The 13,461-nt window shown below is 70.1% G+C and carries 11 protein-coding genes; 1 reads left to right on the top strand and 10 read right to left on the bottom strand.

Annotation, left to right across the window (positions count from 1 at the left end):
* Positions 1–15: 15 nt before the first annotated feature.
* Positions 16–447: a hypothetical protein gene (locus KNO15_RS19485; protein ID WP_241705479.1), complete on the top strand. Its 432-nt coding sequence runs from the start codon at positions 16–18 to the stop codon at positions 445–447.
* Here the strand turns inward: KNO15_RS19485 and KNO15_RS19480 are convergent.
* From KNO15_RS19480 to KNO15_RS19435, 10 genes are all read right to left on the bottom strand, one after another.
* Positions 412–2,280: a family 20 glycosylhydrolase gene (locus tag KNO15_RS19480; protein ID WP_241705478.1), complete on the bottom strand. Its 1,869-nt coding sequence runs from the start codon at positions 2,278–2,280 to the stop codon at positions 412–414. The two genes, KNO15_RS19485 and KNO15_RS19480, sit on opposite strands and share 36 nt — an antisense overlap.
* The gene (locus tag KNO15_RS19475; protein WP_241705477.1) at positions 2,280–3,416 is read right to left on the bottom strand and encodes an aminotransferase class V-fold PLP-dependent enzyme; all 1,137 of its coding nucleotides are present in this window, start codon (positions 3,414–3,416) and stop codon (positions 2,280–2,282) included. Before KNO15_RS19475 ends, KNO15_RS19480 begins: the two co-directional genes overlap by 1 nt.
* Positions 3,409–6,168 carry an FAD-binding and (Fe-S)-binding domain-containing protein gene (locus KNO15_RS19470; protein ID WP_241705476.1) on the bottom strand — a complete coding sequence of 920 codons (2,760 nt, stop codon included), beginning with the start codon at positions 6,166–6,168 and terminating at the stop codon, positions 3,409–3,411. Before KNO15_RS19470 ends, KNO15_RS19475 begins: the two co-directional genes overlap by 8 nt.
* Positions 6,165–6,851, bottom strand: a complete 687-nt coding sequence (locus KNO15_RS19465) for a PIG-L deacetylase family protein (RefSeq protein ID WP_241705475.1) — start codon at positions 6,849–6,851, stop codon at positions 6,165–6,167. The genes KNO15_RS19470 and KNO15_RS19465 overlap by 4 nt, the downstream gene beginning before the upstream one ends.
* A 38-nt stretch (positions 6,852–6,889) precedes the next feature.
* Positions 6,890–7,774, bottom strand: coding sequence for a carbohydrate ABC transporter permease (locus KNO15_RS19460; RefSeq protein ID WP_241705474.1), 885 nt, complete (start codon positions 7,772–7,774; stop codon positions 6,890–6,892).
* Positions 7,774–8,736: a carbohydrate ABC transporter permease gene (locus KNO15_RS19455; RefSeq protein WP_241705473.1), complete on the bottom strand. Its 963-nt coding sequence runs from the start codon at positions 8,734–8,736 to the stop codon at positions 7,774–7,776. Before KNO15_RS19455 ends, KNO15_RS19460 begins: the two co-directional genes overlap by 1 nt.
* Positions 8,737–8,817: 81 nt before the next feature.
* Positions 8,818–10,119: an extracellular solute-binding protein gene (locus tag KNO15_RS19450; protein ID WP_241705472.1), complete on the bottom strand. Its 1,302-nt coding sequence runs from the start codon at positions 10,117–10,119 to the stop codon at positions 8,818–8,820.
* Between the two features lie 29 nt (positions 10,120–10,148).
* Positions 10,149–11,123, bottom strand: a complete 975-nt coding sequence (locus KNO15_RS19445; RefSeq protein ID WP_241705471.1) for a GNAT family N-acetyltransferase — start codon at positions 11,121–11,123, stop codon at positions 10,149–10,151.
* A 126-nt stretch (positions 11,124–11,249) separates the two neighbouring features.
* Positions 11,250–12,446 (bottom strand): exo-beta-N-acetylmuramidase NamZ family protein, encoded by a 1,197-nt coding sequence (locus KNO15_RS19440; protein WP_241705470.1) that lies wholly within the window; start codon positions 12,444–12,446, stop codon positions 11,250–11,252.
* A 59-nt stretch (positions 12,447–12,505) separates the two neighbouring features.
* A complete protein-coding gene (locus KNO15_RS19435; RefSeq protein WP_241705469.1) occupies positions 12,506–13,375 on the bottom strand; it encodes a MurR/RpiR family transcriptional regulator in 870 nt (289 codons plus the stop codon).
* Positions 13,376–13,461 lie beyond the last annotated feature (86 nt).

Genomic DNA, 13,461 nt, shown 5'->3' with positions numbered 1-13,461 from the left:
TCGCCTGTTAGCGTCTTGCTCATGGGTGCAGCATTGGAGCGGATCACTGAGCGGGTCAATCGTCTGGGCGACGTGGAGGATCCCGAAACGCCGACGCCGCTGTTGACGATCGACGAGTTCTTCGAGGGCAATGACGTCGTGGGCAGTATCGGATGCAATTTGTATCCGGAGGTCGGCCCGCAGGTGATTCGCGAAGCACTGGTCCGGATCGCTGAGCGCTCAGATGTGTACGACGTTCGGGTCGCCGTCTCCGCTTTCGACGACCCGGATTGGCCGTTCGCGGAACGTGTGGTGATCGCGACGACAGCTGCCCCCGACCAGGTGATGGGGTGGTTCCCCGAAGACCTCGCTCCCAGCGACACGTGGGTCGGCCCGGAGGAGGGCTTCAACACGGAGCCGTTCGAGCTTCCCTCAGGCGGTTCCATGGTCGTCTGCTGGTGGGACTGACGAACCACGGGGAATCCCGACCCCGGCGGAAGCCGCCCGCCGCTCCAGAACCCGCCTCAGCGGCCGCAGCCTGCTGATCGAGTCGTCGAGGCCGCCGGGCCGCGACCGGAACAGCCAGAGCGCGCGCTGCTCTGCGACCAGGACGTCCAGCCGGTCGCGGAGCGCCGCCGCGCTGCCGGGGTCGAGTCGCTGGAGGCCGTCGCGGCCGAGGTCGAGCACATCGGCGCCGAGGAGCGCCAGGCGCACGCCGTGCTCCAGCTCCACGACGCAGAGCCTGCCGTCGCCCGCGCCCGGGGCGGCCCCGGCGAGGAGGCGGCTCGCACTTTCGAGGTGGTCGCGCGCCGCGGCGACGCCCGCGGGGGTCGGCCACGACGCGGCGGGGATGTCGCCCGCGCGCCACAGCACGGTGAAGAGCTGGCTCGCATTCAGCAGGGGCGCATCCAGAGCGGCGGCGGCGCGGCCCGCTTCGACGGCCGCGCGGCCGAAGCGGCCGGTGGCGTCATGGACGGCGACCTCGTCGATCACCCGCGCAGGGTCCAGGTCGCGGTTGCTGTCGAGGCACCATGCGATCGCGCCGCCCAGGAGGAGCGGGCCGAATGAGACGGACGGCGTCTCGAACGAGCCGTAGTCGCCCCACTGCGTGATGAGGTATCCGCCTGCTCCGGTGTCGAGTCCGGTGCGGGCGACGTCGAGGAGGTTGTCGATCGCGTTGTCGAGGCGCCCGACGAAGGACTGCCAAGTGCTCGTCCCCGGCGCGAGCCAGAACGGCTCACCCGACGCGATCAGCGCTGCCGCCCGACCACGCGCCCCGCTCCTGGTCGTCTCGACGTCGAAGTCCATGGCCGCCCATTTCGCGCGCTGCTCCGTGTCGGCCCGCTCGATGGAGGCGGCACTGAGCTCCGGGCCGTCGTACTGCCAGACGACGGGGACCGCACCGTGCGGGACCCGCCCCATCAGCTCGGGGTGCTCGGCGAAGACGTCCGCCCAGAACTCCACCCGATAGCCGCGTTCCGTCAGGCTCTGCAGCAGGTACTGCACGTACTCGAAGTAGACCGGGCCGCGGCCGCGCTCGGCCACCGCCTCCGCCGACGCGCCCCGACCGAGCTCGAACGGCTCGTCGGCGCCGATGTTGATCCGGCCGCTGGTCGTCGTGGCGGCGATCTCCGTCAGCAGCTCCAGCACGAAGTCCGCGTTCTCGCGCGTCGGCCGAAGGGTGGCCGCCGGGCGGTGCTCTCCCGCCCACTCGAACCCGTCCGGGCTCTCGGCCCGATCCCGGTACTCGTCGTGGCGCAGCCAGCGCTCCATGTGTCCCAGGCAGTTCACCGAGGGGACGAAGTCGATCCCGCGCGCGACGCACTGCGCGTCGAACCAGCGGAGGTCGTCGACGGTGAACGGCGACGCGTCCTGCCACACGGCCTCGTGGCCCCGGTAGGCGAAGGTGTGCTCGATGTAGAGCTCGAAGTGGTTCAGGCGGGCACGCTCGGCGAGGTCGAGGTAGCGCAGGAGCGTCTCCCGCGTCGGCACCCGGTCGCGGCTGACGTCGAGCATGTAGCCGCGCACGGGGAAGTCGGGATGGTCGGAGAGGTCGACGACGCTCGTCGCCCAGACCGGGTGGGCGCGGGCCTGGTCCAGCGTCGCCAGCGCGTAGCGGAGCCCGCGCTCGTCGGCGTGCTCGACGAGGATGCGCTCCGCATCCGAGCGGATGCGGAAACCTTCGGCCGGGAGCGAGGAGTCCTCGCGCGCCACGAGCGGGGTGTCACGCCCCGGCCCCTCGCCGGGGCTCACGCGGGCGCGCCGCGGCCGGGGGAAGAGGGATTCGATCAGGTCGGGCATCAGGGACCTCCAGAGGGCCGTACGGAAGCGGGTGGCCGGATCGCGCGCTCCATCGCGCGCACGAGGATGGGGAGCTGCCGGGGGTCGAGGCACTGCGGGTTGATCGCGAGCTCCTCCCCGTCCACGCCGACCACGACCGGGGGCTCCCCGGCCAGCAGCCGCGCGGCCACCTCGGAGGCGGACGAGCCCAGCGGGGCGACGAACGCGCGCGGGATCGACGCGGGCTGGATCCCCGGCTCGCTGAGCGTGTGCCGGCGGGCGCGGAGCAGCGGATGCGCGTCGAGCGCCGCGACGAGCTCCGCGACCATCCGGTCCCACGCCCGCAGCTCCGCGTCCTCGTCGCGGCGGACATAGAGGTCGACGGCGCGCACCAGGCCCGCGATCGTCTCCTTGTCGGTCTTCATGCCGCGCCCGATCCCGTGATTCGGGAAGCAGAGGGCGGTGCACTGCGCGATCAGGTCGGCGCGGCCGAGGATGAGGCCGGACGACTGCGGGCCCCGGATCTCCTTGCCTCCGCTCACGATCACGAGGTCGGCTCCGCCGTCGAGGAACCTGCGGAGGTTCGACCGGGGCGGGAGCTCGGCGGCGGCGTCGACCACGAGCGGCACGCCCGTGCCCTCCAGCACACCGGCGACGGTGCCGAGCGCGAGCGAGCCGGGAGCCTCCTCCGCCTCGGCCAGGTACAGCACCAGCGCGGTTCGCGGGGTCAGGGCGGCCCGGAGGTCGTCGACGTCGGCTGCGGCACCGGAGGAGACCTCGACGATGCGCGTTCCGCCGATCGTGACGGCCTGGTCGTACCGGCTCCGGTGGGCGCGCAGGATCACGCACTCGTCGCGGACCGCCGACGGAGCGCCGCTCGCTCCCGAAGCCCGGCTCGCCGCGGCGGCGATCGTGAGCCCCGCGGCGGCGCCCGACGTGACGCAGGCCGCCTCGACGCCGAGCAGGCGCGCGATCTCCTCGCCGGCGCGGCGGTGCAGCAGGTGCAGGTCCACGAACGACAGGGAGGCCTCGCGCATCGCCTCGACGACCTCCGGCGGCATCAGCGACCCGCCGACCGCGGTGACCGTGCCCCACGCGTTGATCAGCGGGGTGACCCCCAGCTCGTCGTAGATCCCCATGCCGCGGTGCTCAGCCACCCGATCGTGTCGCGCGCTCGAGCTGCTGCAGGATGTGCTCGTACCCGTGGCCCGTCGCGCGCGTCAGCCCCAGCTCGCAGGTGCGGTTGAGGGACGCGTAGGCGTCATGATCCCCCGCGACGACCTCCGCCGCCTCGCGTGCGGTCGCGGCCGCTGTGAGCTCGGGATGCAGCAGGCCGCGGTCGCCCGCGAACCCGCAGCAGCTCCAGTCGAGCGGAACCTCCACCCGGTCGGCGACGGCGTCGGCGATGGCGCGCAGGTCCGCGTCGATGCCGAGCTGCGCGGACGAGCAGGTCGGGTGCAGCACGAGCGAGCGCAGCGTGCGGGTGACGGTCAGCCGAGACAGGAGGCGCCGGCGCGCGAAGGTCACCGAGTCGACGACCTCGATGCCCGCCTCGCCGAGCGCCACGATCAGTCCCTCGGTGCAGCTGCTCGCGTCGCAGACGACCGGCAGCGCTCCGCCGTCGGTCGCGGCGATCAGCGCCTCGCGCAGACGGCCGGACATGTGCCCGTAGCCGCCGAGGTGCCCCTTGGACTTCCACGGAGTCCCGCAGCACAGCCCCGAGATGCCTTCGGGGATGCTCACTGGCACCCCCGCGCGCTCGCACAGCGCGAGGAAGGCCTCCGACACGTCGGGCACGCCCTGCTCCGTGCCGAACATGGTGCCGACGCACGCGGGGAAGAAGACCGCCTCGGCCTGCGCCGCCGCACGCGGACGCCTCCTGCGCCCTCCCCGGGGGAGGTCGGCGGAGTACGACGGCACCTGCTCGGCCCCCAGAACCGCCCGGCCGGCGGCGGCGAGCGAGCCGGCGACCGACGCCGGGGCGGCGTGTGCGACGGTCAGCGCCGCGCCAACGGCCGCGGTCGCCGGACCCCACACCCGCGACGCCCCCGACCACAGCGCGTCAGGCACGGGACGAGCCTGACGCGCGCGCAGACTGCGCACGAGATCGCCGGTGTTGATGCCGACCGGGCAGGTCGTGGCGCACATGCCGTCCACGGCGCAGGTCTGGACACCCTGGTACTCGAAGTCCGCCGCCAGGGTCTTCACGAGCTCGGTGTCGCCACGCGCCTCGGCGGCGGCCAGCTCGCGCCGGACGACGATCCGCTGACGCGGCGTGAGCGTGAGGTCGCGCGACGGGCAGACCGGTTCGCAATACCCGCACTCGACGCAGCGGTCGACGATCGGATCGACGGCGGGCGTGCCCTTCAGGTCGCGGAGGTACGCCGTGGGGTCGTCGGTGATGATGACGCCCGGATTGAGGAGGCCGTCGGGATCGAACAGGCGCTTGACCTCGCGCATGACGGCGTAGAGCTCCTGGCCGTACTGGCGCTCCACGAACGGCGCCATGACGCGCCCGGTGCCGTGCTCGGCCTTGAGCGCGCCGCCGAGGCCGAGGATGAGGTCGACCAGATCCTCGGTGAACGCCCGGTACCGGCCGAGGTCGCCGTCGTGGTCGAACCGCTCGGTGAGCATGAAGTGGACGTTGCCGTCTTTGGCGTGACCGAAGATCACGGAATCCTCGTAGCCGTGGTGCTCGAAGAGCGCGATCAGGGCGTCGCACGCCTCGGCCAGGCGCTCGACGGGGACGACGACGTCTTCGAGGAGGGCGGTCGTGCCGGTGGGACGCGCCCCGGCGACCGAGGTGTAGAGACCCTTCCGGATGTGCCAGAGCGCACTGCGACGCGTGGCATCGCGCGTCAGCTCCACCGGCGCGATGGCGTCGAGACCACCGACGGTCGCGGATGTCCGCTCGAGGACGTCGCGCAGCGCCTCCTCGTCCTCCTGCTGCAACTCGATCAGGAGGGCGGCGTGGCCGACGACGTCGAGCCCGGAGAGATCGGCCGGGCAGTCGGGCAGACGCTGCGCGACCCGCAGCGAGGTGGCGTCCATCAGCTCGACCGCGGCGAAGCCCGCCGCGGCGAGCGCGGGCGCAGCCGCCGCGGCGTCGGCGAGCGTGCGGAACACGGCGAGCCCGGTGGCGACGGCAGGCCGCAGCGGGACGGTCCCCAGCACGGCCTCCGCCACGAAGCCCAGCGTCCCCTCGCTGCCCACCAGGAGGTGGGCGAGGATGTCGACGGGCGCGGTGAAGTCGGTGAAGGCGTTCACGCTGTAGCCCATGGTGTTCTTGCGCGCGAACAGCCGCTCGATCGTGGCGACGGATGCCGGGTCGGAGCGCACGCGGTCGCGCAGCGCGATCAGTCCCCGGTGGAGGTCCGGCTCGTGCATCGCCAGTACCAGGTCGGCTCCCGGGTCTGCGGTGTCGAGCACCAGTCCGCTCGGCAGCACGACGGTCATCGATTCCACGGTGCGGTAGGCGTTGGACTCGATCCCGCAGGTCATCCCGCTCGAGTTGTTGGCGAGCACCCCGCCGAGCGTGCACGCGACCTCACTCGCCGGGTCGGGCCCGAGCATGCGGCCGTGGCGCGCCAGCGCCGCGTTGACCTGGCGGACCGTCGCACCGGGCTCGACCCTGACCCGGAGTCCGCCGTCGACGACCCTGATGCGGCGGAACCCGCGACGCGTGTCCGCGAGCACGGAGTCGGTGACGCCCTGCCCGCTGAGGCTCGTGCCTCCCGAACGGAAGGTCACTGAGCGCCCGGCGTCGCGCACCCGCCCGAAGAGCGCGGTCACGGCGGCCGTGTCCTCGGGGGTGACCACCTCCGCCGGAACGAGATGGTAGTGCGAGGCGTCCCTGGCGACGGCGTGCCGCCTGGTCGCGTCCGCCGGCGCAGGGGCCACCGCGGTCACGGGCCGGCGAGCTCGAACTTCGAGCTTCCCCCGCGCACGAAGCCGCACGCGCGGTCCACTCCGGCCAGACAGCCCTTGGCCGACATCAATGCCGTGTAGTAGTCGATGTAGCGGAAGCCGTAGGTCTCGCCGCGCGCGAACGCCTGGCCCTGGATGGCAGCGGCCCAGCGCTCGAACGCCTCCTCGGGGATCGGCACGTAGAGGTCGGGCACGAAGCCGTCGGCGTCCTCCCAGTTGTCGGCGTGCAGGAACGTGGCGACGCTATGGCGGCCGAGCGGGCTGTCGACGGGGAGCGACGCGAGGAACCGCGCGCGTTCGGCGAGCACGGCGGCGTGCTCGTGATCCCGGTGGATGCTCTTCGGCCAGTGCGTGATGATGGTGTCCGGCTTCTCGACCCGGATGATGTCCGCGATCTGGTCCGCCGCCGTGTCGTCGGCCGGGAGGAAGCCGTCGGAGTAGTCCAGCACCCGGAACTCGGCGCCGATGCCTGCAGCGAACTCCTCACCCTCGCGCACCTTCTGCACGCGGTACTCGTCGGGTGAGAGCCGGGGGTGGCCCCGCTCGCCGTACGTGCACGCCAGGATGATCGTCCGCGCGCCCTCGAGCGCCAGCTTCGCCAGCGTGGGTCCCGCGGTCAGGTCCATGTCACCGATATGCCCGCCGATGGCCAGCACTGTCCTCATACGATTCTCTCTCGTCTCTCGTGTCGTTCTCGGTCGGTTCACTTCATGCCGGACAGCACCACGCCGCGCACGTAGTACTTCTGCAGGAAGAGGAACAGGATCAGCACGGGCAGCGTGCTGATGACGATTCCGGCCATGACGATCGGCATCGTGCGGTTGGGGTCGATGAAGCTCTGCAGCAGCTGGATGCCGACCGGCAGCGTCATCAGGTCGGGGTTCGTGGAGGCCATCAGCGATGTCCAGATGTACTCGTTCCACTGCCCGACGAAAGTGATCAGGCCCAGGGTGATCGCCACCGGCTTGGCCTGCGGCAGCACCACGCTCCAGAACAGCCGCCACTCGCCCGCGCCGTCGATCCTGGCCGCTTCGAGCATCTCGTTCGGCACGCCCACCATGAACTGCCGCATCAGGAAGATCCCGAAGCCGCTGACGAGGAAGGGGAGCATGAGCGAGACGATGTTGGTCGTCATCCCGCCGTCGCCGCCCTGACCGAGGATGTTGTTCCCGCCGACCAGCGGCCAGTTCAGCATGATCAGGAAGTCCGGGATGAGCAGCAGGAACGGCGGCAGCATCATGGTGGCGAGGATGAAGCGGAAGATGACGTCCCGCCCCCGGAAGCGCAGCTTCGCGAGCGCGTAGCCGGCCATCGCCGAGGTGATGAGCACCGACGCGGTGACCGAGACCGTCACGATCACGCTCGTCAGGAAGAGCTTGCCCAGCTGCAGCTCGGTGAAGGCGGCGGAGTAGTTGCTCCAGGTGAACTCCTGCGGGAGGAAGTGATAGGGCAGGATGCCGTACTCCCCGGAGCCCTTGAACGAGCTCGACACCATGTCGAAGAACGGCAGGGCCATCGCGACCCCGCCGAGGGCCACGACGAGGTACGAGAACCAGGGCGTGCTGACGCGTTTGTTGCGGCGGCTCATCAGTCGTCGTCTCCCGCTCGTCGGCTGACCCAGAGCTGGATCAGGGTGATGATGAAGATGATCACGAACAGCACCATGGCCATCGCGCTCGCCGTTCCCCAGGCTCCGAACTTGAAGGCCTGCTGGTACATCTCGAACGCGGCGACGTTGGTGGAGTTGACCGGCCCGCCGTCCTTGGTCATCACGATGATGAGGGCGAACGACTGCAGGCCCGCGATGCACTGCGTGATGAACACGAACACCAGCGACGGCCGCAGCAGCGGCAGCGTGATGCTCCAGAACGTCTTCCAGCTGTTCGCGCCGTCGATCTCGGCCGCCTCGTAGACGCTGCGGTCGATCGCCTTGATGCCGGCGGTCAGGATGAGCACCGCCGCGCCGATGGATGCCCACGCCTGCACCACGGCGACCGACGGCAGCGAGATCTTGGGATCGGACAGGAATCCGATCGAGTTGATGTGCAGCGCGTTGAGCAGGCCGTTGATGAGGCCGGACGGCTGGTACATCATCTTCCACACGTTGCCGATCGCCACGACCGTGGCGACGACGGGGAGGAAGTAGAGGAAGCGCCAGAAGCCCTGGAACCTCAGCCGCTCGATGCACTGCGCGACGATCAGCGACCCGGCGACGGCGAGCACGACCGACAGTGCAGCGAACACCAGCGTGTTCACCAGGATCGGCGACACGAAAGTGCCGTTGAAGTTGAGGATGTCGGTGTAGTTCTGCACCCCGATGAAGTGGATCTGGGTGAGGTCGTACCCTCCCCACTTCGAGAGCGAGAGGAAGATCGCGAAGAACGACGGCAGGATCAGGAAGATCAGGAAGAAGAGCAGCGACGGGGCGAGGAACAGATAGCCCGCACGTCCCTCCCTCCGGAACCGCCGGCTCCTGGTCTTCGCCCGTGGCTCGCTGGCGTTGAGCTCGCTCACCGCTTCGCGGGTGGCGGTCGCGACTGTGCCTGTCATCTGTCTGTGCCTGTCATCTGCTGTCTCCGCGGTACGGGAGGGGTGGCATGGGGTACCACCCCTCCCGCGGGTCGTGTCCGGTTACTTGCGGTTGATCTCGGCGACCAGGCTGTCGAACGTCTGGCCCACCGGTGCGTTGTTCACGAGGATCTGGTCGAGCGCGTTGTGCAGCGACGTCTTCGCCTTGTAGGCGTTCGCGGCGTTCGACTCGGCCATCGCGTAGCCCGCGGCCTCGTAGATCGGCTTGAGGTTGGGGTCGGCCGCCTGGAGCTTCGGGCCGAGGATGTCGGCGTCGGCCTTGCGCGGCGGGATCAGACCGTTGGAGGCGAGGAAGTCGCCCATCTCGGTCACCCCCTCCTTGTTCTTGTGCGAGTTGAACCAGGTCAGGAACTGCCAGGCCTGCGCCTTGTGCTTGCTGCCGGCGTTCACACCGGTGAAGAAGGCGTACGCGAGCGAACCCTGCTCACCGGCCTTCGGGCCGGGCACCGGGGCCGTTCCGACGTTCTTGTACTCGTCCTTCATCTGGTTCTTGAGGCTGCCGATCCACCAGCTCGCCTGAATCGCCATCGCCACCTGGTTCGCGGGGAACGCCTTGGTCGGCATGATCGACGTCGTCGTCGCGCCCTTCTGTGCCAGCGCGGATTCCAGCTCCATGGTCGCCTTCGCCTTGCCGTCGAGGGCGGAGCTGCCGTCCGGCTTCAGGAACTTGCCGCCCGCCGCGTCGAGCAGCGACAGGAACGGGTGCGCCGTCTGGTTGTCGCCGTCCTGGATGAGCGACAGACCCTCGACCTGGTAGTTGCCCGACGCGTCCTTCTTGGTCGTCTTCTCGGCGACCTCCTTGAGCTGCGCCCAGTCGGTCGGCGGCGTGTCGTAGCCGGCGTCGGCGAGGATCTTCTTGTTGTAGTACAGGACGTAGGTGTTGAACTCCGTCGGGTACCCGAACACCTCGCCGTTTCCGCCGGTCACGGCCTGCGCGGCAGCAGGGCTGTAGTTGGACTTGATGTCCTTGGCGACGTCCGCCGGCGGCTTGTCGAGCACGTTGTTGGCGGCGAGCTGGCCTCCCCAGAGCGCGTACGAGCTCAGGATGTCCGCGCCGCGGCCGCCGGTCTGGCGCACGTTCAGCGTGGTCAGCAGGTCGTCGAACTTGACGGTCTGCTGCTTGACCTGGATGTCGGGGTGAGCCGAGTTCCACTCGTCGATGAGCTTGCTGATGCCGCTCTTCATGGGCTCGTCGCCGTAGTGGCTGAGGAAGGTCAGGGTGACCTTCCCGTTGTCGTCGCTGCTGGACGCCCCGCTGCACGCGCTCATGACGAGGGCGGTCGCGGCGGCGACGGCCGCCGCGGCGACGAGCCGCCGGCGACGTCCGGACAGAACTGTTCTCATGGTCTTCCTCTCGGTGATGTCGTCGCCGCTCAGACAGCGAGCGGCGCGTGCAGGATCGCGAAGGTGCGGGTGACGCTGAAGCCGGTCTTGAGGTACAGGTGGCCGGCGGCCGAGCTCTCCTCGGTCCACAGGAACCAGGCGCTGTGCGCGCCGAGCGCCCGCATCCGCTCCAGGGTGAGGTGGAGGAGGATCTCGCCGAGGCCGGTCCCCCGGCTCTCAGGGAGGACGCCGAACGGGCCGAAGCGCTCGAGCACGTTCTCGTACGTGCCGTGCATCGCCCAGCCGAGCATCCGGCCCTGCGGGTCGCGGACCGTGATGATCCGCTCGAGCGACTGGCCGCCCAGCACCCCCTCGCGGATGCCGCGTGCCCAGTCGGGATTGAACCGGGTGCCCGCGATGCGGATCAGCTCCGGCAGGTCGTCTCCGGTCGGCGAGCCGAAGCGCCAGCCGGCGGCGACGAGGTCGTCGGCCCTCTTCTGGATGCTCTCCGGCATCGCGTAGTCGTTGAGCGTGCGGTCCATGGCCACGGACTCGTACTGCGTCGTGAAGCCGAGCGAGGCGAGGAGCCGCGCCGCGTCCGGGTAACGCTGGCCGTCGAGGCCGGGCAGGAAGTAGTTGGGCGTGTACGACGAGAAGTACGCCGTCGTGGCGCCCTGCTCGGCGAGCCAGTCCATCGTGCGGCGCAGCAGCGCTGTGCCGATGCCGGAGCGGCGGGCCTCCGGAACGACGAAGAAGAACGGGATCCAGCCCGACTCCGCCTCGAGGTCGGCGCCGTCGGCTGCGATCAGGCGGCGGACGCCGTAGGCGGCTCCCACGATCGCGCCGTCCTGCTCCGCGACCAGCAGGCCGTCGGAGTCGAAGTTCCTGTCGAGCAGGAACATGTCGCGGAATCGCGACTCGGTGATCCCGTCGGCGGGGGCCGAACGGGTCCAGGCCTCGGCGATCCGCGATCCGTCGCCCGTGATGAACGAGCGGATCGTCGTTGTCGTGGTGGTCTGCAGCATGTCTCTCCTCGCGCTCACTTCGCTGTGGGGGCTCGACGCCGGTGCGATCGAAATTACCTTCATGGAAACGATCATGTCAAGCATTTTCAGCCAAGAAAACCATCTTGGCAATGATTTACGTGCTCGTTACACGGCCGAAACGCGTGGATAGAGCAGGACGTCCGGACCGTACACGTCCGTGACCCGGGGCGTCGGACCGAGGAGCCCGGCGGCCGGGAGGCCCGACTCCACCGCCGTGCGCAGCTCGGCCGACCCCCAGAGCAGGTCGATCGCGTGCCGGCGATCCGGGCCGTCCAGGCGCTCGCCCGGCGGCAGGAACCGGAACTCCTCCGGGTACAGCTCGGCGATCGCGTCGAGCACGGCGAGCCCCGTCGCGACCGGGCGGAACGTGCCCCGGTCGGTCACGTGCAGCTGCACACCGCGCACGGTCGACCCCGCGTACTTGTGGAACGTCGGAGCGAACCACACTTCGCGGAACAGCACGCCGGGCAGGTCCCGTTCGCGGAGCCGGCTCGCGAGCCGCCCGTCGATGTAGGGGGCGCCCAGCGTCTCGAACGGCCGCGTCGTCCCACGGCCCTCGCTCACGTTGGTCCCCTCGAAGATGCCCGTGCCGCTGAAGGCGAAAGCCGTATCGAGCGTCGGCATGTTCGGCGACGGAGGCACCCACGGCAGTCCCGTGCCGTCGAAGTCGTCGCTCGGAGCCCAGCCGTCGACCTCCACCACGTGCAGGTCCACCGTCAGGCCCCGCCTGGCGAGGTCGCGGGCGGCGAACAGCCGGGCGAGCTCACCCGCCGTCAGCCCGTGGCGCTGATGGATGTCGCTGCGCCCGACGAAGCTCGCGAACGCGGCGTCCGCCAGCCCGGGACCCTCCAGCAGCACGCCGCCGAGCGGGTTCGGCCGGTCCAGCACGACGAAGCGCAGCCCGGTCCGCGCCGCGCTCTCCAGCGCGTCGAACAGGGTCCAGATGTACGTGTAGTAGCGGACGCCGAGGTCCTGCATGTCGAACACGATGGTGGAGACCCCCGAGTCCAGGAACACCCTGTCGAGCTCCGCACCGGACTTCAGATACGTCTCGACGATCGGGAGGTCGGTCCGCGCGTCGTATGCCTCCGCCTCGGTCTCGCCTGCCTGCACGGAGCCGTTGAGGCCGTGCTCCGGCCCGAACAGCACGGTGACCGGAGCGCCTGCCGCGACGAGCGCGTCGGAGGTCCGCTCCAGATCCGGCATCGTCCCCGTGAAGTTCGTCAGCAGCCCGATCCGGCCGTCTCCGAGCAGCCGGATGTCGGCGGCGGCGCACTGAGCGCCCGTCCTGGTGCGGGTCATGGTCCTCTTCCTCTCGTGCGCCGCCGGACCCGCGCGGACGGCACAGGACGCGACGGCACTCAGCTGTCGCCGCGGAGTTCCTTGACGATCTCGTAGGTGCTCTTGAGTGCCTGCACGGTGCGGTCGTAGCGACCGCGCGCGACGCCCACGAACAGGTAGTCGATGATGGTGAGCTGGGCGATCCTGCTGGCCATCGCGCCCGAGCGGAACGTCGTCTCGCGCACGGCGGTGCGCAGCACGCTCTCCGCCTGCTCCGCGAGCGGGGAGTCAGGGACGTTCGTGACGGCGACGGTGTGCGCGCCGTTGCGGCGCGCGGCACTGAGGAAGGCCATCGTCTCGCGGGTACGCCCGTTGTGCGAGAAGCCGATCGCGACATCCCCCTGCTCGACGAGAGCGGCGGACACCAGCGCGTCGTGGGCGTCGTGGAAGGCGAGGGCGACGTGCCCGATCCGCAGCAGCTTCTGCGCCAGGTCCTGCGCGCCGGCGTTGCTCGCGCCGACGCCGAACAGCACGACGCGCTTGGCGCGCTCCAGCTTCCGGATCACCCGCTGGAGGACCTCCATGTCGAGGCTGTCGGCGGTCTCCCTGATGCCCAGGATCTCGCTGCCGGCGATCTTGGCGACCATCTCGGCGAGGGTGTCGGACGGACTGATGTCGGCACCGTAGGCCCCGTCGCCGTTTCCGCCGAACTCCGCGGACTCCTTGGCCAGCTCTGCGGCGAGCTGGAGCTTGAGCTGCGGGTAGCCGGTGAAGCCCAGCGCCCGGCAGAATCGCACGATGGACGCCTCCGACGTGTCGCAGGCGCGCGCGAGTTCGCTGATGGTGTTCTCCATCACGATCTGCGGGCGCTCGAGGATGACGTCCGCTACGCGCCGCATGGTGGGCGGGAACGAGTCGACGTGAGACTGGATGCTCGTCTGAATACTCACGGTGAGAACACTAGTGACGTTGTCGCTCAGTGCCACACGTCCCCCCTTCCAGCCTTGATGTCGTGTCACTGTACGGGGGATCGCGG

Source organism: Leifsonia shinshuensis, from assembly GCF_022606355.1.
Lineage (GTDB): Bacteria > Actinomycetota > Actinomycetes > Actinomycetales > Microbacteriaceae > Leifsonia > Leifsonia shinshuensis_B.
The sequence above is the reverse complement of the archived record's forward strand: the minus strand, read 5'-3'. Positions and strand labels throughout refer to the sequence as shown.